General features: G+C 69.7%; 19 protein-coding genes. 12 read left to right on the top strand and 7 right to left on the bottom strand.

Going from position 1 to position 20,689, the window contains the following annotated elements:
- Positions 1–79: 79 nt before the first annotated feature.
- Entirely contained in the window at positions 80–2,065 is a 1,986-nt protein-coding gene (locus MZC64_RS27810; protein ID WP_247761807.1) for a hypothetical protein, read from the top strand.
- A gap of 198 nt (positions 2,066–2,263) precedes the next feature.
- Here MZC64_RS27810 and MZC64_RS27805 read toward each other — a convergent pair whose 3' ends face one another.
- Together MZC64_RS27805 and MZC64_RS27800 are read right to left on the bottom strand one after the other, a co-directional pair.
- Positions 2,264–3,676: an endonuclease/exonuclease/phosphatase family protein gene (locus tag MZC64_RS27805; protein ID WP_247761808.1), complete on the bottom strand. Its 1,413-nt coding sequence runs from the start codon at positions 3,674–3,676 to the stop codon at positions 2,264–2,266.
- A 148-nt stretch (positions 3,677–3,824) separates the two neighbouring features.
- Entirely contained in the window at positions 3,825–4,193 is a 369-nt protein-coding gene (locus tag MZC64_RS27800) for a VOC family protein (RefSeq protein WP_247761809.1), read from the bottom strand.
- 75 nt (positions 4,194–4,268) lie between these two features.
- Here MZC64_RS27800 and MZC64_RS27795 point away from each other — a divergent pair, with 75 nt between their 5' ends.
- Positions 4,269–4,718 carry a MarR family winged helix-turn-helix transcriptional regulator gene (locus tag MZC64_RS27795; RefSeq protein ID WP_247761810.1) on the top strand — a complete coding sequence of 150 codons (450 nt, stop codon included), beginning with the start codon at positions 4,269–4,271 and terminating at the stop codon, positions 4,716–4,718.
- Between the two features lie 41 nt (positions 4,719–4,759).
- On the opposite strand, the gene MZC64_RS27790 is transcribed toward MZC64_RS27795, so the two are convergent.
- Together MZC64_RS27790 and MZC64_RS27785 are read right to left on the bottom strand one after the other, a co-directional pair.
- Positions 4,760–5,872 carry an oxygenase MpaB family protein gene (locus MZC64_RS27790; protein WP_247761811.1) on the bottom strand — a complete coding sequence of 371 codons (1,113 nt, stop codon included), beginning with the start codon at positions 5,870–5,872 and terminating at the stop codon, positions 4,760–4,762.
- Between the two features lie 71 nt (positions 5,873–5,943).
- Complete coding sequence (locus MZC64_RS27785) at positions 5,944–6,582, bottom strand: GPP34 family phosphoprotein (RefSeq protein ID WP_247761812.1); 639 nt, start codon at positions 6,580–6,582, stop codon at positions 5,944–5,946.
- A 612-nt stretch (positions 6,583–7,194) separates the two neighbouring features.
- On the opposite strand from MZC64_RS27785, the gene MZC64_RS27780 reads away from it, so the two are divergent.
- Positions 7,195–7,812 (top strand): hypothetical protein, encoded by a 618-nt coding sequence (locus MZC64_RS27780; RefSeq protein WP_247761813.1) that lies wholly within the window; start codon positions 7,195–7,197, stop codon positions 7,810–7,812.
- 166 nt (positions 7,813–7,978) lie between these two features.
- On the opposite strand, the gene MZC64_RS27775 is transcribed toward MZC64_RS27780, so the two are convergent.
- From MZC64_RS27775 to MZC64_RS27765, 3 genes are read right to left on the bottom strand one after another with little or no spacing between them, the layout of a single operon-like run.
- Complete coding sequence (locus MZC64_RS27775) at positions 7,979–8,614, bottom strand: GPP34 family phosphoprotein (protein ID WP_247761814.1); 636 nt, start codon at positions 8,612–8,614, stop codon at positions 7,979–7,981.
- Entirely contained in the window at positions 8,611–9,507 is an 897-nt protein-coding gene (locus MZC64_RS27770; RefSeq protein ID WP_247761815.1) for a class I SAM-dependent methyltransferase, read from the bottom strand. Before MZC64_RS27770 ends, MZC64_RS27775 begins: the two co-directional genes overlap by 4 nt.
- The gene (locus MZC64_RS27765; RefSeq protein WP_247761816.1) at positions 9,504–11,345 is read right to left on the bottom strand and encodes an ABC transporter ATP-binding protein; all 1,842 of its coding nucleotides are present in this window, start codon (positions 11,343–11,345) and stop codon (positions 9,504–9,506) included. Before MZC64_RS27765 ends, MZC64_RS27770 begins: the two co-directional genes overlap by 4 nt.
- Before the next feature lie 359 nt (positions 11,346–11,704).
- Here MZC64_RS27765 and MZC64_RS27760 point away from each other — a divergent pair, with 359 nt between their 5' ends.
- The 9 genes from MZC64_RS27760 (at position 11,705) to MZC64_RS27720 (ending at position 20,653) form a co-directional block, all read left to right on the top strand.
- Positions 11,705–11,896, top strand: a complete 192-nt coding sequence (locus MZC64_RS27760) for a hypothetical protein (RefSeq protein WP_185006029.1) — start codon at positions 11,705–11,707, stop codon at positions 11,894–11,896.
- Positions 11,897–12,200: 304 nt separating this feature from the next.
- Positions 12,201–13,616 (top strand): flavoprotein, encoded by a 1,416-nt coding sequence (locus MZC64_RS27755; RefSeq protein WP_247761817.1) that lies wholly within the window; start codon positions 12,201–12,203, stop codon positions 13,614–13,616.
- A complete protein-coding gene (gene lxmK, locus MZC64_RS27750) occupies positions 13,603–14,673 on the top strand; it encodes a class V lanthionine synthetase subunit LxmK (protein ID WP_247761818.1) in 1,071 nt (356 codons plus the stop codon). The genes MZC64_RS27755 and lxmK overlap by 14 nt, the downstream gene beginning before the upstream one ends.
- On the top strand, positions 14,670–15,605 hold the full coding sequence (locus MZC64_RS27745) for a T3SS effector HopA1 family protein (protein ID WP_247761819.1): 936 nt from the start codon (positions 14,670–14,672) through the stop codon (positions 15,603–15,605). The genes lxmK and MZC64_RS27745 overlap by 4 nt, the downstream gene beginning before the upstream one ends.
- The gene (locus MZC64_RS27740) at positions 15,602–16,387 is read left to right on the top strand and encodes a bifunctional 2-polyprenyl-6-hydroxyphenol methylase/3-demethylubiquinol 3-O-methyltransferase UbiG (RefSeq protein ID WP_247761820.1); all 786 of its coding nucleotides are present in this window, start codon (positions 15,602–15,604) and stop codon (positions 16,385–16,387) included. The genes MZC64_RS27745 and MZC64_RS27740 overlap by 4 nt, the downstream gene beginning before the upstream one ends.
- Positions 16,384–17,556: an insulinase family protein gene (locus MZC64_RS27735; RefSeq protein ID WP_247761821.1), complete on the top strand. Its 1,173-nt coding sequence runs from the start codon at positions 16,384–16,386 to the stop codon at positions 17,554–17,556. Before MZC64_RS27740 ends, MZC64_RS27735 begins: the two co-directional genes overlap by 4 nt.
- Positions 17,553–18,737, top strand: coding sequence for a pitrilysin family protein (locus MZC64_RS27730; protein WP_247761822.1), 1,185 nt, complete (start codon positions 17,553–17,555; stop codon positions 18,735–18,737). The genes MZC64_RS27735 and MZC64_RS27730 overlap by 4 nt, the downstream gene beginning before the upstream one ends.
- A gap of 29 nt (positions 18,738–18,766) precedes the next feature.
- Entirely contained in the window at positions 18,767–19,246 is a 480-nt protein-coding gene (locus MZC64_RS27725) for an SRPBCC family protein (protein WP_247761823.1), read from the top strand.
- Positions 19,247–19,432: 186 nt separating this feature from the next.
- Positions 19,433–20,653 (top strand): MFS transporter, encoded by a 1,221-nt coding sequence (locus tag MZC64_RS27720; protein ID WP_247761824.1) that lies wholly within the window; start codon positions 19,433–19,435, stop codon positions 20,651–20,653.
- The last annotated feature ends 36 nt before the right edge of the window (positions 20,654–20,689 follow it).

Here is a 20,689-nt window from a genome sequence, read left to right as displayed (position 1 = left end):
GGACCAGATTCGGCTCAGATCCGCGACCGCGCGGGCATGATCCCGGTGTCTGAACGTGTTGTCCCGAGGGGGGATTGTCGTGAACCAGTCGTTGCCGTCCCGGCGTGCCGCGCTCACCGGCCTGGCCGCGTTGTCCGCGACCGCGCTGACCGGCTCCGGGGTGGCCGCCGCCGCGCCTGCCGACCCGGTGCCGACGCGCGTGGTCGACCTGGGCGCCATCGGGGTCGACCGCAACGGCGGCGGTGACCCGGTGGAGAACGCCAGGCTGATCCAGCTGGCGTTGAACAAACTGGCCGACAACCACGTGCTGCACATCCCGGCGGGCACCTACCTGATCGCGCCCAAGCCCGGGGTCTGGCACGCCGCGCCGATCCTGACCATCCCGCCCTGCCGCAACCTGATCGTGCGCGGCGACGGCCCGGCCTCGGTGCTCAAGGTCGCCGACCAGCCCGCCCCGGACAAGCCCTACGTCTACGGCGCGGTGCTCGGTTTCGCCCAGGGCCCGGTGGTGCCGGACCTGGTGTGCTTCACCGACTTCACCATCGATCACAACTGTGAGCGGAACAAGCCGCCGGTGGAGATCGAGTCCAACGGCAAGATGGTCCCGGTGCTGGTGAGTTCGATCTCCAGCTACGCCTACACGCCGAAGTTCGGCCGGATCACCGTGCGGCACCTGACCGTGCACCGCGCCGACGCCCGGGTGTCGCTGTACTTCCCCGGCCAGGCCGACTCCGGCAGCGTCGCGGTGCACGACTGCCTGTGGACCGAGGCGAGCAACCGCACCGGCGCGGCCGAGGACGACCACTCCTTCGTCAACGCCACCTGCACCTCACTCACCGTGCTGCACAACAGGTTCCACGGCGTGTCCTGGGAGAGAGCGCCGCGCACCGCGATCGAGACGCACGCCACCAACACCGTGGTGCAGGGCAACCTGATCGAGAAGTTCCAGATCGGGATCAACATCACCGGCAACGCCCGGCACGGCGGCACCACCTACCGGCATCTGTGCCAGGACAACCTGATCGAGACCAGCCGGGACGGCATCCTGATCTGGTCGCACCGCTACGGCACGCACACCACCACCGTCGGCTTCGAGGACATGACCATCTCCGGCAACCACGTCACGCTACGGCCGGAGAAGTACACCGGCGCCGTGGCCAGTGGCAAGGGCATGCGTGGCATCGGTGTGTTCGCGGTGAAGAAGGGCGGCTCCGTCGAGAATCCCCCGCCCAGCATTGGTTTCCGCAACCTGCTGGTGGCGGGCAACACCATCCGCTACCCGCAGGAGTACGTGGTCCTGGACTACGTGTACCTGACCGAACTGGAGCGGCGGGCCGGCGCGCTGTCCTTCGCCTTCCACAACACCACCGCCGCGGACGCGGTCTACGACAACGTGCGGATCACCGGCAACACCGTCTACGACTGCGCGTTCTCCGGGCTCTACATCGAGGGCGGGCGCTGGCGCGGACTCCAGGTGGACAACAACGCCTTCGTCGACTGCGCGCACTCCAACTCCGGCCGGCGCCAGCCCGCCTACAACAACAAGGCGCTGCGGATCGCGGTGCAGCTGCTCAGCGACTGCGTGATCGCGGGCAACACCTTCCACACCAACCCCGCGCCCCAGCACTTCCGCAACCGGATCAACGGCTACCTCCAGGTCGAGCACACCGGCCCGGACCGGCACCGGTTTGTCGTCGCCGGCAACGTGATCACCATCGACCCGGCCTTCACCCCCAGCGAGGTCACCGAATACCTGCACATCGCCGGGCCCAACACCCAGTGGTCCTTCGACGGCGCGGTGCCCAGGGCGAGCGTGCCAATCACCAACAACGCACCCGGCGGCACCGGCTCCCGGATCCGGGTGGACCAGTCCGAGATCACCGCCACCCGCACCGCGAACGCCTGGCAGCAACAAGGTTCCGGCACCGCGGCGCCAACCGGCGCCGGCTTCCAGCCCGGCGACGTATGGCTGAACACCGCGATCTCAGCGACAAACCCAGTGCACTCCTGGGTATGCGTAACCGGCGGCACGGTCCCAGCCTGGCGCGAACTACGCCTGTCCTGAGCCAGAAGCCCCCGTGTTGGCCGTTGTGGACGGCGAGTTGGCCCAACTGGTACGCCGGTTTGGCCAAAGTGGGCGTACCAGTTGGCCCAAGTGGTACGGGAGTGCGGATCACGCCGCCGATTGGCCAAGACTGGGTACGACAACGGCCAACACGCCGCGTGGCCGCGGGGTCCGGTACGGGGACCCCGCGGCCAGCTGTCAGCGGGGAATCACCTTGAAGGTGGACACCAGGTGGTCGGAATACAGCGCGGCGAGCACCGCAATCGCGTTCGCCACCACGTTGAGACTGGCGACCAGGTAGTCGTAGGCGCTGGTCGGGTTCAGCGCTGGGTGGGTTGGCGCGCTCGGCGGCTGGACCTGACCGTTCACCGGTGCCCTGAGCAGTCCGGGCAGCCGGTTGTAGTCACCCAGCACGGCGTAGCCGAAGGCCGGGCCGAGCGCGGTCACCATGGCGTCGATCTCGCCGAGCAGTCTGGCGGCGTCATTGCCGCCACCGGACCAGGCGTGCACGGTGAAGTAGAACATGTTCCCGAATCGGACGCCCAGCGCCGCCCGGCCGCCCATCGGGTTGGGCACGACCACGACCTCATCGGGTCGCTCCCTGGTGACGATCGCCAGGTTGACCCGCCGTGCGCCGGGATCGGTCTCCAGGAAGAACACGTGATAGCCCGGACGACTCGCGGTGCCACCCCACCGGTACTGCCTGGCGAGCGGCGCGCCCGGCACCGGATTGCCCAGCGGGCGGGCGCTGTCCGGCGGCTGTCCGGCCTCCTGGAGCGCGACCACCCGGTTCTGATTGGCCAGTGGCTGCACGACCCTGTTCCACTTGTCCTCACTACTGGCGCAGGCGCCCTGCATGTTCCAGGTGGCCACCTGGTTCGGGTCGGCCTGCCGCGCCGAAGCCGGGGCGACGGCGGTCCGGCCGGCCGGACCGGTCGAGCCTGCGCCCGGGATCTTGCAGAGCAGCGGCTGATCCGTGCCGGATGCCTCGGCGGGCAGCTTCCAGAACTGCCGGGTGTCCGACTGGCCGCACGGGGCGAGGATCACCCGGCCCCATTTGTAGGTCCACCACAGCGAGTTCGCGGTCTCGAAGGTGACGCAGTTGCCGGGAAACTTGGCCGACTCGATCTGGCCGGTGCTCAGGAAATTCCATTGCTGCCCGATGCTGTTGTCACACGACTGCGATTCGGTGTAGCTGGACAGTGCCGACTGCTGCATGCACCGATAGCGGCGTTGCTGCTTCGAGTAGCCGCCGACCATTCGGCCGGTGGTGGTGCGCACCCACAGGTCGGAGTAGTCGTGCCAGGTGCCGCCCTTGTCGTAGTTGGCGCAGGCGGTCACAAAGGGCCGGTACTCGTCGTTGTCCTCGGTCGGCTCGGCGTGGTAGAGGCAGACCGGGTACTGGCCCCAGCCGCCACCAGGGGCTTGATCACCGTTCCACGCCTGGAAGACGCCGGTGCCGGGATCACCCGGGTTCAGCTTGCCGTTGTTCTCCGCGTGCGCTGTGCCAGGCAGCACCGCCACGACACCGGTCAGGATCATGGCCAGGCTCAGCCCTGCGGCGAGCACCAGCCGGGATAGGGATAATCCAGGGAACGAAGAATTCTTCATGATTGGCCTGACTTCCGCTTACGTGAATCCCATGACGCGAATCCCAGTCAGGAAATGTAGCGCCCTGTCAGAGCCGTTCTCGCGGAGTTGACCGGATTGTGTGACACCCACATTCACCGAACCCCATATCTAGGGAAATTCCACATTATTAGGGCACCGCCGTGAAGAACTCGTAGGAGTGGCCGTCGGGGTCCCGCACGTAGACCCCGCGGCCACCGCCGAGGCTGTTGGTCCGCCGGTCCCAGCCGTGTTCCACCCCCGAGCCGTAGTCGATCGCCAGGTCGGCGGCCAGCACGGCGAGCAGGGCGTCGAACCGGGCGTCGTCGAGCAGGAAGGCGTAGTGCCCGGCAGCCAGGGGCTGGTCGTCGGCGAAGTCCAGGGTCAGCTCGGCATTGACCCGCAGCGCCGCGAACGGCCCGGCGGCACCGGGCTCGCCGCCGATAAGCCTTGCCAGGAAACGGGATCCGGCCCAGCGGTCGGCGACCGGGATGATCAGGTGGTTCAGCGTGATGGTCATGGTCCCGCAGCATATGCGTGCGAATCGCACACGACAAGGGTGCGATTCGCACATGTCTAGGATAGGTTGACAGCCATGGCGCGCTCCGATGACGGCGGTCCGGCGTTGTTCCGGCTGGTGCGGTTCTGGTCCCGGCGCTGGGCCGGCCTGGCCGCGGGCGAACAACGCCAGGTCCAGCACGTGCACACCCTCGAAGCCGTGCACAGCGCGGTGACCGGCGGGGTGGAACCGAGCGTGGGCGAGATCGCGCACCGGTTGGGCCTGGATCACTCCGGGGCCAGCCGCCTGGTCCGGGACGCCACCGCCGCGGGTTACCTGGCCCGCGCCGAGTCCGAAGTGGACAGACGGCGGACGGTGCCACGGCTCACCGGGTCCGGGCGGAAACTCCTGACCGGCGCACTGGACTGGCAACGGGAAGCCTTCGGCGAGCTGACCGCGGACTGGGCCGAGGCGGACCGGCAGCGTTTCGCCGGCTACCTCCAGCGCCTGGCCGAACAGGTCGACGGCCCCCAGCGCTCAGGCTGAATCCCGCACGCCCGCCGGGCCGAGCAGCCCGCCCACAACACTCAGCCTGACCCCGCGCCCCACTTCTCCCGCAACTCCGCCGGAATCGTCAACGCCGTCGACTGCCCGTCGGTCAACTGCCGCACGTTCACGCTCAACAACAGCCGCGCCGCGCGATCCAGCACCCGCCGGGCCACCTCGCTCTCGTCCTCGGCCCGCTCCAGCCGCCGCATCACCCGCACCCCGAACCCGACCACCCGGCCCCAGCCACGTTGCTTGGGCACCCGCAGCCAATCCGCGACCTCCGGGTTCACCACCTGCCGCACCATCGCGGGCACCACCCCGTCAAAAGCCTTGCCCGGCATGAGTTTCCGGTACAGCTCAACCAATGCCGAGGTCAGCTCGACGCCATCCTCCGACGGCCCGTAGCTCGCCTCGACCAGGGTGGTGTTGAGCGCTTCGGCCTCGGCCAGGGTCTCCGGCATCGCCTCGGTGCGGATGCCCAGCAGGTGCCCGGCGACCCGCCACACGTGGTAGTAGTCCTCGGCCTCCTGCTCGGTCACCGAGATGCCGATCCGGCGCATGCCGATGATCACCTGCACGGAGAAGATGAGCAGTGCGCCGAGCAGGTCCTGCTGGCAGATCGGCACCCCGTCGCGCTCGTGATCCCATTCCGGCGAGCGCGCGATGAAGTAGCGGACCGCGGCGTGGATCAGCCGGGTCTTCTGGATCACCGGCACGAACGAGCCACCACTGGTGAACGGCTTGGGCGCCATCAGGCTCAGCACGAACTGCGCGGTCTCGGACAGCCTGCGGTGCGGCTGGTTGAGCCGGTGGGTCAGGGTCAGCACCTTGGACGGGCGCGGCTGGGCGTAACAGTTGACCATGGCGCCGAAGGAGAGCACCGAGGCCACATGCATGCCGTCATCGAGGAAGAACTCCTGCGCGCGACTCACCCTGGCGAGGTCGGTCCACGGCGGCGGGTTGTCGGTGGCGATCAGGAACTCGCGCACCACAGGTGGCAGGTGTTCCGGGATGGGCTCGTCATTGGCGCGCAACTCGGCGAGCAGGGTGTTCACCCGGCTGATCTCGCCGGTGGCCACCAGCTCGGCGATGACCGCGTCAGCGGGCGGATCACCCTGGAACTTGAGAGCCTCGATCGCGCGTTCGTCCACGCGTTGATCCTGACCCGGCGCATACGTTGGCAAAGCCGCCGTTCGAGCGCCGCCGCGCTCCGTTCGAGTGATCAGATCGGCGGGATGATGCCCTCCGGCACGCCCTGCACGCCGAGGTCGATCACGACGCCGGCCACCGGGTACCGCTCCCAGACCTTCTCCGCGATCTGCTTGGCCGTCTTGCTGCGCCCGGCGACGATCTTGACCAGCGCGGCCGCGGACAGCAGCCCGACGATCAGCTCGTCCTGCTCGGCCGGGTCCTCCGCGCCGAAGAGCACCGCCTTGATGTCGGCGTGGATCTTGTTCCGGCGGGCGGTGTCCACCAGGTGCCAGGTGGTGTTGGAGAAGATCAGCTTGCGCCGCTCGGTGCGCGACTCCACCGCGCCCTCGGCGACCAGCCGCCCCAGCACCCGGTCCTTCTGCCCGGTCGACAGCCGCGCGATGGCCTCCTTGACGACAGATCCCTTGTGCTCCTCCAGCGCGGCCAGCGCCTCGTTCAGCGCGGGCACCCCGGTGTCGGAGTCGTCGGTGACGAAAAGCCGGTTGTCCTCGCCGAACAGCTCCAGCCGTTCCAGCTGGGCCAGCTCGATCAGCAGCGCGACCGCGAACAGCCCGTCCAGGGACCGCCGGGTGGCGAACTGGCCGTCTTCGGTGAGCAGGAGCAGCGCGAAGTCGTCGACCAGCGCGGACGGGGCGTCGTTCGTAGGCACGCCCGCATCCTATGACCTGCCAGGACTCGGGTCCGAACCCACCCGGGCCGCAAAAGGGCAGGTTGAGGGCCTCGCATCCGCGATCGGGGCAGGGCCCAGTGCGCCAGGCCCATGAAAGGCCAGGACGCGTCACCGAGGAACTCGCTGAAACGAGCAAGGAGCGACAGCCCGGCTCCGAGGCGGAGGTGTCTAGCCGCTGCGTTGTTGGCCCCACCCCGGCGCCTTGTGCACACACTAGAAGCGGACTGCCACCAAAAAGTTTGGAAGAGCCCACCTCAACTCGGCGAGGGTTACAGACCGCTCATCTCTCAGGCGTTCGGGTGAACGGTATCCGCCACTTCTGAGCAACCGGCTGATCGGCACCACGGAGAGATAGTTGACCGTCGAACGACAGGATCGAACACTTGAGCGAACGACGTGCGACTAGCGGGTCATATACGTGAAACCGCAGCGTAAGGTACCCCTGAGCGGAAGTTCCGCTTAGGCAGAGCTTCCATCCAGGGGTACCGACGTAGACACTCGAACCCTACCGTTGCTCTCTTGCACTCGCCATATGAGGGCAAGAAGTCTGATCGGGTCGGAGCCCTGCCAGCTACGTGGTAGGAGGTCCCTTTGGACCCAAACAGGCCGCCCGTCGGGCTCATCCTCGACTTCGCCAACTGCAAGCTCGGCCGCCAGGCCAGCTTGGTGCGCGAGCAGCACAAGATGCTCACTGATCCGGACCGCCAGCCGTGGAACTTCTACGGTCCGATGATCACCGCCATGAAGAGCTTCGCCTCTGACGTGACTCGTACTGAGGTTCTGGACTCCGCAGTTCGCAAGGTACGTGGCACGACGAAAGCCCGTCACTACATGGCGCTACGGGAAGGCTTCGTCACCGCTTGGAACTCGGGCTACGCAAATGTTCCTGTCGGGGCTGCTGTCTTCCGGGGCAAGACCATCGGCATGACAGTGAACCCTCAGTTGGCCTACAAGACCGCGGCAGACGACCTCGCGGTGGTCTACCTGTATCTGAAGGAAGAGCAGCTGACGAAGGACGCTGCTCAGCCGATCCTGTTCGCGATGAACGAAGTGATGGGCGATCTTCTGCCAGGAGCGCGTCCGAGGATCCTCGATATCCGTCGCACACGGTTCCATCAGATCGACAAGAGGCTCTCTGTCGCCTCGCAGGGTCTGCAAGTCGCAGGGATCCTTGGTCAGTGGGCCGCTATGTGGGCGGACTTCGAGTAGGAGTACCCGGCAGGACACTCCCGTGTTCCCCGCCCCATCCTCGGGAAGTGCCACAGACCGACCATTGAGGACAGTCCTCAGCGGTCGGTCTGTGCTGGCTGTCGCGCCGAGGTCCCCTGAGCGAAGTCAGGTCGGTGGCAGATGATCAGGATCCATCTTCGCGCCGTCAAATCATCGGGATGACACCCTCGCCGGAGCCCTGGAACGCCTGCTCCGCGAACACCCCCAGTGCCGGGTGCCGCGCCCACAGCCGCTCGGTCAGCGACTCGGCCCGTTCGGCGTGTTCTTGCTGGTCAGAGACCACTTCCAAGAGGTCTGCGGAGTGCAGGTAGGCGAGCAGCAGCTCGGTGCGGTGGTCCGGTTCGACGCTCTCCGCCAGCGCGGCGTGCAGCCGGGCGCGGAAGGCGTGCCGGGTGTCGGTCTCGGTCAGCGGCCACACCGTGGTGCTGAACAGCAGCCGCCTGCGCTGCTTCTCCTCGCGGACCAGACCCGCCGCGACCAGCCGCGTCATCACCCGGTCCAGGACACCGACCGCGACCAGGCCGAGGGCGTCGCGCACGATCGAACCCTCGGCTTCACCAAGCCGCGCGAGGGTGTCGTTGAGCAGGTTGTCGCTGGTCTGGGTGCTGTCCTGGACGAAGAGGCGGTGTTCCTCGTCGAAGAGTTCCAGGCGGTCCAGCGCGGCCAGCTCGAACATCAGGGCGCCGGCGAAGAGGCCCTCGGCGCTGCGTTTGGGGCTGAACCGGCCGGTGTCGTCGAGCAGTAGCAGGGCCAGGTCCTCGGCCAGTGTCCGGTTCGTCATGCTCGGCTCCCCAACTCGGCGGCCACGAAACGCAACCGCATGTGGTCCAGTTCCCCGGATCCGGTGAACGCGGCCGGGTCCATCCCGGTCTGCTCGGCCAGCAACGCCCCCGGGTGCAGCAGTTCGCCGACGGCAGGCCGGAAACCGTGTTCGGCGAGTTCGCCGTCCAACCGGTCGGGAGCGAGCATGGCGAGCACGTTGTGTGCGAGGAAGCGGTCGGTGGCGCCGTCCGGGCCGATCCGCTCGGCGTAGAAGTTGGCGGTCTGCCTGCCTTCGGCGGCACTGCGCCGGGTTCCGGCCAGCACAAAACCGCCCGCACCGGTGGGGCCGAGCGGGATCACGTCGTGTTCCTCGCGGTGTTCGTCCGGACTGGTCGGGCCGGGCAGGTGGTCGAAGATCAAGGTGCCGCCCGGGTGCAGGTGCCGGGCCGCGGTGGCGAAGAGCCGGGACCGGTCGGCGGGGTTGGTGAAGGTGGACACGGACAGTCCGCTGAGCAGCACGTGGTCGAAGCGGCGGCCCAGATCCAGGGTGAGCACATCGGCCTCGGTGAAGGTGCACCGGGCGGCGACCTCGGCGGACAGCTTGGCGCGGCGGCGTTGCGCGCGGGCGAGCATGGCCGGGGCGTTGTCCACGGCGGTGACGGTGTGGCCGGCGGTGGCCAGCAGGGTGCTGAGCCGGCCGGTGCCACAGCACAGGTCCAGCACCTGGGCCGGGTTCTGGCCCACCCGGCGGGCCAGCCAGGTCAGGTCGGCGGTGAAGTTCTCCGCCATGCCACCGTAGAAATCGGCGAAGAAGCCCTCGTACAGGTCCACCACCCGCATCCCGGGCAGCGGCAGCATCCGCAGCGTGGCGAAGGGGCCGAAGAACGGTTCGGTGCGGGCCGGGGCGGTCACTTCGCGGCTCCGGTGAGCAGCTGGGTGGCGGCGAGTTCGCGGTACAGGTCGTCACCGTCCACAAGGGACTGATGCGAGCCGGTGGCGCGGACCTGCCCCTGTTCCAGCACCACGATCTGGTCCGCCTCGGTGATGGTGGACAGGCGGTGCGCGATCAGCAACACCGTGCACTGCTCGGCCGCGCGGGCGATGGTGGTGCGCAATGCCTGTTCATTGCGCGAGTCGAGCTGACCGGTGGCCTCGTCCAGCAGCAGCACGTCCGGACGGCGCAGCAGCGCGCGGGCGATGGCCAGTCGCTGCCGCTCCCCGCCGGAGAGGGTGACGCCGCGGGAGCCGACCGAGGTGTCCAGGCCCTGCGGCAATCCGGCCACAAAATCGGTGAGCATGGTGGCGCGCAACACTTCCTCGATCTCGGCGTCGGTGGCCTCGGGCGCGGAGTAGAGCAGGTTCTGCCGCACGGTGCCGGACAACGTGGTGGCGTCCTGCTCAACGTAGGCCAGCCTGCGCCGCACCTCGCCACGGGGCAGGGTGGCGATGTCCACGTCGTCAAGTAGGATCTCGCCCTGCTCCGGCTCGTAGAAGCGTTGCAGCAGACCAAAAAGCGTGGTCTTACCGGCACCGGACGGGCCGACCAGGGCGGTCTGCGCACGGGCGCGGGCGGTGAAGGAGACGCCGGTCAGCGCGGGCGAGCGGTCGGCGTACTGGAAGTGCACACCGCGCACGGTCACCGTCGGCGGCTTGCGCGGGGCCGGGGCGGTGTCCAGGTCCACATCGTCCTCGGCGGGGATGTTCTGCACCTCCTCGATCCGGCCGATCGCGCCCAAACCCGTTTGCAGGGTGGAAAAACCGCCGATCAGCGACACGATCGGGTCGGAGAGGTAGAACAGGTAGAGCAGGAAGGCGATCAGCGCGGACAGCGACAGCGACCCGGCCGCGACGAACATGCCGCCCACGCCCAGCACCGCCAGGAAGGCCAGCTGCACCGAGACCCCGGAGATCATGCTGACCACCGCGGTGTACTTGGCGCTGGTCAGTCCGGCCTCATACGCGCTGTCCACGGCCGCGTTGGCCTGTTCGGTCTCCCGCGCCTCCGCGCCGTTGGCCTTGACCAGCCGGGCCGCACCCAGGATGCGTTCCAGGGCCGCGCCGACCGCGCCCACCGACTCCTGCGCGCGGGCCACCGACAGCCGGATCTTGGGCAGCACCACCATCAGCAGCAGGCCGACCACCACCAGCACGCCCAGGGTGATCAGCAGCAGGCCCAGGTGCAGGGTGGCCATCAGCACCACCGCGGCGATCAGGGTGAGCCCACCGCTGACGATCATGACCAGGCCGTCGGTGGCCGCGCTCTGCAACAGCGTGCTGTCCGAGGTGACCCTGGCGGAGAGGTCACCCGGCTGCCGGGAGTCCAGTTCGGCCACCTTGACCCGGATCAGCCGGTGCACCAGGCCGCGGCGGACCTGCCGGATCACCCGTTGCGAAGTGCGTTGCTGCAACCAGGCGTTCAGCCCGGTCACCGCCATGCCGCCGATGAGCAGGCCCAGCAACAACAACACCGGGCCGAGCACGCCGCCGCCGGTGGTCAGACCGTCCAATGTGGACCGGGCCACCATCGGTTGGGCCAGGCCGGCCGCGCTGGCGAGCAGGGACAGCAGCAGCGTGATGACGAGCACCCCGCGGTGCGGTCGCGCGTACTGGAGCAGCGTGCGGAAGGCGCCCGGCTGTGGTGCAGGCGGCGCGAACTGGGCGTACAGCGCGGCCTGCGCCTCCGCCGCGGACAGCGCGCCCGGCGGGTCTTCGAGTGCGGTCGCGGCGGTGACGCCGGTACGGGTAGCCATAGGTCAGTCCCCAGATATCGCGTGGCCGGCGTGGCGGCATGGTGACCTGCGGGCACGCCGGAAGTTTCCCCAGATGACCGCACCGTACACCGAACTCGTGTCGAGCCGCCATTGTTTGACTGTCGATGGAGGGAAACCTCCATACCGCGTCTGCGCCATATGTGAAAACGGATGTTTCGGTTGCAACCGCCTTCTCGGCCATGCTAGGAAGGTATTGCTCAATCCAACTGGGGGAACGAGTGCACGTCTGAACTGGGGGCACGATCCTGACGTATCCGCTGGATACGGCGCATTCGCCGGGCCATGCCCACTGCCGACAGACCTGCTCATCCCCCGTGTACCGAGTATAGGGGAATTCAATGCAGAACATGCAGGAGCGCGACCTGTTCACCGGCTACGCGGCCTACACCACCGCCGAGGAGCTGAGCCTGACCGAGCACGACACCGCGGAGGCCGGCATCACGCCCGCCACCCCGGCGATCACCCCGGCCACGCCATCCAGCATCCCGTGTGTGCAGGGCACCATCCTCACCATTCGCTTCATGTGCTGATGGTTCGAATTGTTTGACGCTCATTTCACTCGAACCACATAACGTGAGGTGAGTGCAGGAATAGGGGATTTGAAAGAAACCCCGAAGAACGGCTGATACAAGTCACTCTTTCGAGTGAGTTGTGCGGTCGGCGGGCTGCGCTGACCAGCGTGAAAACACAGTCTCTGGCCGAGCTGATAGCTGGTCAGCGCAGTCCGACCGCCCACCCTACTGACGTGCGCTCAGGCGAGCAACCAATCCTGGGGGAACGGTGTCTTCGTCACCGCCACTCGTCCCGAGTGTGCTTTCACCACCCGAACTACCCGTGCGCAACCTGCTCGTCGTGGGCACCGGCGCGCTCGGGGTGAGCATGCTGCCGTTCTGGCTGAACTGGTTGCGGCACAACTATCCCGGTCTCACCGTGCGGGTCGCGCTGACCCGGAGTGCCACCAGACTCGTGTCGCCGCAGGCGGTTGCCGCGATGACCCGGACGCCGGTGTTCTTCGACGAGTGGACCGAGCAGCCCGCGCCGGTCGCCCCGCACGTGGAGCTGGCCGAGTGGGCCGACGCCATCGTGGTGCAGGCGGCCACCGTGCACTTCCTGTCCAGGCTGGCCCTGGGCCTGACCGACACCCCGCTGCTGCTCGCGTTGCAGCTCACCGCCGCCCCGGTGGGCATCGCGCCCTCACTGCCTCCCGGCGCCGAACGCAGCCCTGCCATCGCCGCGCATCTGTCCACATTGGACTCGGACCCGCGGTTCGAGCTGGCCCGGCCCACCGCCGCGCACAGCGCCGCCACCGGCGGCCCGGACGGTGAGACCGCCGACCTGCCCACGGTGTTGTCGCTGCTCTCGGCCCGCCTCGGGGTGGCCCCGCAGGCCGAACTGGACTTCGGCACCGGCTTCCAGCGCACCCGGGTCTACCCCGACGGCGAGTCCGCGTTCCGCTGGCTGCGCACCGCGGGCGCGCAGCGCGCGGAACCGCTCGTCCCGGTGTCCGCGGAGGTCGCCGCGTTGCTGCCCGCGGACACCCCGGCCGAGTTCAGCACCCCTGAATTCGTCCACAGTGGACACTCCTATCGGACGCCCGGCCGGTCCTCGGCCGCGGACTGGCTCTTCCGCGAGCACCCCAACGTCCCGGCGCTGATCGGCTCCGCACTGCACGCCGTGGGCCGCTCGCTGCGGGTGCTGCACGACTCCCCCGGCTCGGTCTCGGCCACCGCACCCGGCCCGGCCCGGCTGGTGCGCTGGCTGGACGGCGACAGCGACCTGCGCGCACAGGCCGCGGCGGCCTGGGGCGCGCAGCGGCTGGACACCGTGCGGTACTGGTGCAGCTGGGCCGCCCGGCCGGGCACCCTGATCCACGGTGGGGTCTCCCTGGCCTCGATCGTGCCACCGCTGTCCGCGGGCCGGGTCGGCCTGCTCAGCGGCCCGGAACTGGCCACCGGACCGGCCGAGTTGGACCTGGGCTGGCTGCTCGGCGAACTCCTGGAGCTGCGCGAGCAGGAACGGCTCGGCGTGCTCGCCGGGGTGCCGCACGACTGCCAACGACTGGCCGAGGCATTCCTGCAGGGCTACGGCCCGGACTTCGACGCCGCCGCTGCCTGCCGGGCCGCGGTGCTGCGCTTCCTGACCCACCTGCACGACCACGCCGTCTACGTCGGCGCGAACGACCAGCTGCCGCGATACCTGGCACTGGCCGCGGATCTGATCGACGAGGAGGGCAAGCGTGCGCTCGGCTGAGACCACCCGGCACCGGTTCAACCCGACCGCCCCCGCCAGCGCGGTCAACACTCTGCTCGCCGGCCTGAGCCTGGGCGAGCTGCCCACCGACGGGCTGACCTCCTACGGCGGCCGCAACACCAACTGGGCGGGTACCACTGGCACCGGCCGGGCCGTGTTCGTCAAACACTTCACGGATCCGGCCGCACTGCGGCGATCGGTGGCCTTCGAGGAGTTGTCCGCCGGGCGGATCCCGGCGCCGCGCTGCCTCGGCTGGTCCGAAGTGGACGGTCTCCAGGTCTTCGAACTGCTCGCCGAGGCGCACTCCGGCGCGGAACTGGTGCAGGACGGGCACTTCGACGCGCAACTGTCCGCGCGAGCCGGGTCGCTGCTGGCGCAGGTGCACAGCCTGGACGGTCCGGAGCTGGACACCACTCCCCCGCAACTGCCCTCGCTGGAGTTGCTGGCCGCGCTGCCGCTGGCGGTGCTGGGCGAGCTGAGCATGGCGCAGTTGCAGGCATGGACGCTGATGCAGGAGGACGCCGAGTTCCTGGCCGCGGTGCACCGGCTGCGTGCCCTGGAGGCCGCCGCGCCGCAGGTCCCCGCGCACACCGACCTGCGGCTGGACCAGTTCGTGCTGGCCGGCGGCGAGTTGCGCCTGCTGGACTGGGAGGAGTTCCGGCTGGCCGACGCCGCCCGCGATGTCGGCGCGTTCGTCGGCGAGTGGCTGTTCCAGGCCACCTTCAAAATCACCGACAGCGAGGCGCCCGAACTGCGGCACGAGGACATCGTGCAGCGCGGGGTCACCGCTTTCCGCGGCTACCGGGGCCACCTGGACGCCTTCTGGCGGGCCTACCTGGATCGGCGCGGCGCGGTGGACGCCGGGTTCACCGAGCGGGCAGCGGGTTTCGCGGGCTGGCAGCTGTTCGAGCGGCTGCTCAGCGTCGGCCGGGAACGCTCGGTGCTCAGCCCGATCGCCCGCGCCGCCGCCGGCGTCGGCCGCACCGTGCTGCTCAATCCGCGCGCGGCCACCGGCCTACTTGGACTGTCCACTTCGGACACTGAGGTGGCGGCATGAGCCTGACCGGATACCTGGACCGGATCTCGGTGGACCTGGACGACCTCTCCGCCGAGGTGTGCGGGCTGGCGGTGCGCGGCCGGACCGTGCGTGAGCTGCGCGCGAAACTGGCCGCCGCGCTGTACAACGAGATCCACACCGGCCAGACCACCTTGTCCAGCACCGAATCCCTGCCCGACCGAAGCCTGCGCGACCACGACTTCGAGCGGGCGCTGGCCGAGGTGGTGCCGCACGACACCGCGCCGGTGCCCGCCGAGGTGCTGCGGGTGACCCCGGCCGGGGACGTGGTGGTGCGACTGCTCGGCGTACGCGCCGGGGTGCCCGCCGAATCGGTGCCCAGCGGGGTCGAGCTGAACCCCGGGGACTGGATCGAACTGGGCATGCCGTCCCGGCGGCCCGCGGTCTCCGCCGGATTCTTCCTGGTCGAAGGCTCGCGCGGCGGGTTCGCCAGCGCGGCCGGGTTGCGCCGGATGTTCTTCCACGTCACCGAACCCGACGCCGCGCCGGGCATGTGGGGTGTGGTGCTCAAGACCCTGGAAGCCCGCGGACTGCGTTACCGGGCCAAGGCACTGTCGGTGCGCGCGGCCTACCCGCGCCGGGACGCCGTCGTAGTGTACCTGCCCGGCGAAGAACCATTGGTGGAGCAGGAGATCGCCGCCGAACTGGCTGGCTCGCCCGGCCTGGGCGCCAGCACCTCCGGCTTCGCCGAACGCCTCGCCCCCGGCATCGCGCGGGCCTGGGAACCGGCCGACCCGCGGCCGGAGTACGCCTCGATGAGCTTCGGCCAGCACCGCAGCGCCGCCCTGGCCGAGGCCCTGATCAGCCACGCCCGCACCCCGGAGACACCACTGGACCTGGTGCTGCGGAACAGCTTCCGCGCCGCGTGCGTCAACCCGGCCGACCCGGCCCGCAACCTGGAGGAGACGGCATGACCCAGACCAGCGAGACGGCCTTCGCCTCGATCGACCAGCTCGCCTACGCCGGGATGTACGGCGATCAGACCGCGCCGGTCTACGACCTGATGTACCCAGCAGGCCCCAACGACGAGGAATGCGCGGACTTCGTGGCCGGCCTGCTGCCCGCCGGAGCCTCGGTGCTGGAACTCGGCGTGGGCACCGGACGTCTGGCGGTTCCCTTGGTGGACAAGGGTTTCCGCGTGCACGGCGTGGACGCCTCCCAGGGCATGCTGGCCAAGCTGGCCGAACGCGACCCCGAGGGCCGGGTGGGCAGCACGCACGCCACCTTCACCGACTACCGCCTGGACGAGCGCTTCGACCTGGTGCTGGGCTCCTTCAACGCGCTGTGCCTGCTGCAAAGCTCGGACGACCAGGTCGCCGCACTTCGCAACGCCCGCACCCACCTCGCCCCTGGCGGCAAGGTGGTGCTGGAGACCTTCGAGCCGGCGAAGTTCCACTCCCAGCAGCAGACCGAGATGAACACCTACCCGCTGGGCCCGAACTCGGTGGTCATCGAGTCGATGAAGACCGTGCGCGCGCTACAGCTGATCTTCCTGACCACCTCGATCTTCGACGAGAGCAGCAAGCCCGAGGTCGCGGTGACCTTCCTGCGCTACATCTGGCCAGGGGAGCTGGACCAGATGGCCGCGCGGGCCGGACTGCGCCTGGTGGAGCGGTTCGCGGGCTGGAAGCGGCAGGCCATCGACGACGGCGCCGCGGTGTACGTCTCGGTGTTCGAGGCGGACGACCAGGCGTGACCCTGCTCCGCAACGGCCTGACCGTGCTGCTGGACCCGGCCGCCCGGCCGGGTCTGACCGCGGTCGCGCTCACCGTCGCCGCGGGCTCCGGCGCCGACCCACCCGGCCGCCACGGCCTCGCGCACGTGGTGGAACACCTGATGTTCCAACGGGAATCGGACTTCGCCGCCCGGGTCGAGGGCTGGGGCGGGTCGAGCAACGCTACCACCCACCGCGACCTCACCCTGTTCCACACCGTGGTGCCCGACGAAGCCCTGCCCGGCCTGCTCGCCCTGGAAGCCCAGCGGTTGCACGGACTCGGCGCCGACGGGCTGGCCGCCGAGTTGCCGGTGGTGGGCGAGGAGATCCGCGGCATCCTGGACCGGACCCGCGGCGGTTTCCCGTGGCGGCCGCTGTCCCGGGCACTGCTGTCCCGGTCCGAATGGCTGGACCCGTATGGCGAACCGGCCGAAGTGGCCGCGGTGACGGCTGCCGACTGCGAAGCGTTCATCAGCACGCACTACCGGCCGGACAACTTCACGCTGACCATCTCGGGCAGCTTCGACGCCGACCGGGTCCGGGCGCTGGTCGCGGCAGAGTTCGCCGACCTGCCCACCCGAAATCCCGCCACCCCAACGACTTCCGCTGCGTCCGCCCCTGCCGCCAGCACACTCGCCCCGGACCAGCTCGCGATCGGCTACGTCCTGCCCGCCGATCCCGCCGAGTACCTCGCGACCGTGCTGCTGGCCGCCATCCTCTCCGGCAGCCGGATTCCCGCCCTGGTCCGCTCCGGTGGTCCGGTGCTGGCCGCCACCTTCGAAACCGGCTACCAGGGCCGGTTCCAGGAACACCGCGCCCCGGATCTGGCCGCCAGTCGGATCCGGCGGCGTCCCGGTGCGACCGCCGCTGAGGCGGTGGCCGCGATCGAGGCCGAGGTGCGCCGGATCGCGGTGTCCGGCCCCGGGACCGCCGAGTACCAGCGCGCGGTCAACCGGCTCCTGCTGAACCACCACCAGGAGCAGGATCACGTGCTCAGCCGGGTGCAGCACCTGGCCCGGCGTCAGGTGCTGGGCACCGCGCCACTGCCGGCATCGCTGGCCGGCCTGAGCCCCGACGCTGTCCGTGCGGCCGCCGCCGCACTGGGCGGCCACGGCCGGACGGTGCTGTCCGGCGAGGAGGGACCGTCGTGAATGGACTGTCCACATCAGACGAGGTCCGGCTACCCAACGGGTTGCGGCTGCTGACCATTCCCGAGCGCCGCATCCCAGTGGCCGAGGTCCGCCTGGTCATCCCGTTCGCCAGGGTCGGCCCCGAGGCGGCCTCGCTGGACCTGCTGGCCGCCTGCCTGCTCACCGGCGCCCGCGATCGGGACCGGCGGGCCTTCGCCGAGGCCGTGGCCGACTGCGGAGGCCGCCTCGACGTCCTGGTCGGCCCGGAGGAACTGACCCTCGCCGGCAGTGTGCTGTGCGCCGGCCTGCCTCAGCTGCTGCGCCTGCTGCACGGCGTCCTGGTGGCGCCCGGCTACACCGCCGCCGAGCTGAACCACGCCTGGGCCAAGGCCGCGAACACCGTGCCCGGCCCGCGCACCCAGGCCCAGCGTGCCCTGCTGTCCCAACGCTTCCTGAACCACCCCCTGGCCACCGACCCGGCCGATGCCCGGCCACCCGCGACCACGCCCGAGGACCTGCACCGGGTGCATCAGGCCGTGCTCACCCCGCACGAGGCCGTCCTGGTGCTCGCCGGGTCGATCGGCCCCGCCGAGATCGCGCTGGCCACCGAACTTTTCGGCTGCTGGCAGGGTCCGCTCACCCGCTATTCGGTGCCGCCGCTGCGTTACCGCGAGTCCACCGAGATCACCGGCGACGCCGAGACCGGCCTGATCCTGCTGGCCGCCCCCGCCGTCGACTCCGCCGATCCGCGTTGTGCCGCGCTGGACGTGGCCAACCAGGTCTTCGGCGGCCTCACCAGTTCCCGGCTGATGCGCAGGCTGCGCGCGGAACTCGCCCTGGTCTACTCGGCCACCTCGACCTTCCAGGTGAGCCGCGGCGGCAGCTGGCTGTTGCTGGACACCACCGGCGCCCCGGCCTCGGTGCCGCGCATCGTCACCGAGATCCAGGCCCTGCTGACCGGCTTCACACCGACCCCGGACGAATTCGAGCAGGCCCGCCAGTACGCCATCGGCATGACCCGGCTCGGTGTGGCCAGTCTGGCCGACCTGGCCACCGCCGCGGCCGGGTACGCCGCCTACGGCCTGAGCCCACGCTGGCTGCTGACCTACCCGGAACAGTTGCGGGCCCTGACCCTGGCCGAGGTAGCCGCGGCGGCCGAGGAGTTCCTGCGCCCACACTGTTTCACCGGAGTCACCGCCTGATTGTCGGTGCCGTGGCTAGGGTGGAGATCGTGACCGAGGAAACGAAACAGGTGTCGGTATCGCGGCGGATCGCCGCTCCGGCAGCCGAGATCTTCCGCGTGCTGGCCGAACCACGGCGGCACGTGGAACTGGACGCCTCCCGCATGCTCCGCGAGGCCGTGTTCGAGGGTGCGCTCTCGGGTGTGGGCCAGGTCTTCACCATGAAGATGTACTACAAGCCGTTCGGCGACTACGAGATGGACAACCACGTGGTGGCCTTCGAGCCGGACCAGCGCATTGGCTGGCGGCCGGTCGCCGGTCGCGGCCACCCGGAACCGGGCAGTTCCTGGGGTCAGCGGTGGATCTTCGAGCTGAGCCCGGACGGCCCGGATGCCACGGTGGTGACCCAGATTTTCGACCTCACCGACATGGCCGAAGAGCACCGCGCCTCGGTCACCCATGGCGAGACCTGGCGGCCCGGCATGACCAAGACCCTGGAACGCCTCGACACCCTGTGCACTAGCGGCTGAACTCCTGACTCGCCGCGGCTGCTCAGCCGCAGCCGTCGAGTTGGCCCAAGTGGGACGACCAGTTGTCCCAACCAGGCGTACGACTTGGGCCAACTCGACGCTGAGCGGTTTCCACAACCATCCGTTGTGGATCGGCGCGAGTCGGTTGTTTGCGCCATCGCGGCGGCGCTCGCTTGGATCTCCCCCGTGCGCAGATCATTGGGACGGGAATTCGGCTGGCTGTGGGCGTCCTTCGCGGTCAGCTCGCTCGGCAGCCGACTCGCCATCCAGGCTTTCCCGCTGGTCGCCCTGCTGGTGCTGGACGCCGGGACGGCGCAGGTGTCCGTGCTGGCCGCGGCCGGGCTGGCGGCGGGGGCGGTGCTGGGGATCCCGCTGGGGCCGTGGGTGGAGTTCCGGCGCAAACGCTCGGTGCTGATCGGCGCGGACCTGCTCCGCTGCGCGGCGATGTTGAGCGTGCCGGTGGCCTACGCGCTGGGGTGGCTGGGTTTCGCGCAGTTGCTGGTGGTGTCGATGGTGACCGCGGTCGCCGACATCGCCGCCCGCTCGGCCAGCGGCGCCTGGTTGAAACAGCTGGTGCGCCGCGAGGACCTGGTGCACGCCACCGGCCGCCTGGAGGCCACCACCTGGACCGCCACCACCCTGGGGCCGCCGCTGGGCGGGCTGGCGATCGCCGCGTTCGGGCCGATGGCCACCCTGGTCGCCGACGCGGTCAGCTACCTGCTGTCGGCAGCGGGTATCCGGGCCGCGGGCGGCCGGGAGCGCCTGCCGGCACGCGCCGCCGCGTCCCGGGCCGGGGAGCTGCTCGCCGGGTGGCGGCACATCTGGCAGCACCCCGGGCTGAAGTTGTTGCTGGGCAACACGATCCTGGTCAACGGCCTGATCATGGCGACCGCGCCGCTGGCCCTGGTGCTCATGGTGCGGGAGCTGGGTTTCACGCTGTGGGAGTACGGCCTGGCCTTCGCCCTGCCCTGTCTCGGCGGTCTGCTCGGCGCGCGGCTGGCCCCCGGGCTGGTGGCGCGATTCGGGTCGGCGCGGGTGCTGCGGGTGGCCGGGGTGGCCCGGGTGTGCTGGCCGGTGGGCCTGGTGCTGGTCGGACCGGGCCTGCCGGGCCTGCTGCTGGTGATCGGTGTCCAGTTCGGGCTGGTGACCTGCATGGGCGTGTTCAACCCGGTGTTCGCGGCCTACCGCCTCGCGGAGGTCCCGACCGATCGGTCGGCGCGGGTGCTGGCGGCGTGGACGGTGACCAGCAACCTGACCGTGGCGGGGCTGACCGCGGTGTGGGGTGTGCTGGCGGCGTGCACCGGCGCGCGGGCCGCGATCGGCATCGCCGGAGTCCTCATCCTGGCGACCCCGCTCCTACTCCCCCGCAGTGTTGGCCGATCTCGTACCCCGTCTTTGCCGTTGTAGGGCGAGTTGGGCCAACTGGTACGCCGGTTTTGCCCA

Source organism: Crossiella sp. S99.2, from assembly GCF_023094165.1.
Taxonomy (GTDB): domain Bacteria; phylum Actinomycetota; class Actinomycetes; order Mycobacteriales; family Pseudonocardiaceae; genus Crossiella.
This window is presented reverse-complemented; position numbering and strand designations above follow the sequence as displayed.

Excerpts from the sequence above, each read along its gene's own strand:
- MZC64_RS27805 (WP_247761808.1), bottom strand. The coding sequence starts at position 3,676 with ATGAAGAATTCTTCGTTCCCTGGATTATCCCTATCCCGGCTGGTGCTC.
- MZC64_RS27800 (WP_247761809.1), bottom strand. The coding sequence starts at position 4,193 with ATGACCATCACGCTGAACCACCTGATCATCCCGGTCGCCGACCGCTGG.
- MZC64_RS27795 (WP_247761810.1), top strand. The coding sequence starts at position 4,269 with ATGGCGCGCTCCGATGACGGCGGTCCGGCGTTGTTCCGGCTGGTGCGG.
- MZC64_RS27775 (WP_247761814.1), bottom strand. The coding sequence starts at position 8,614 with ATGACGAACCGGACACTGGCCGAGGACCTGGCCCTGCTACTGCTCGAC.
- MZC64_RS27765 (WP_247761816.1), bottom strand. The coding sequence starts at position 11,345 with ATGGCTACCCGTACCGGCGTCACCGCCGCGACCGCACTCGAAGACCCG.
- MZC64_RS27760 (WP_185006029.1), top strand. The coding sequence starts at position 11,705 with ATGCAGAACATGCAGGAGCGCGACCTGTTCACCGGCTACGCGGCCTAC.
- MZC64_RS27745 (WP_247761819.1), top strand. The coding sequence starts at position 14,670 with ATGAGCCTGACCGGATACCTGGACCGGATCTCGGTGGACCTGGACGAC.
- MZC64_RS27740 (WP_247761820.1), top strand. The coding sequence starts at position 15,602 with ATGACCCAGACCAGCGAGACGGCCTTCGCCTCGATCGACCAGCTCGCC.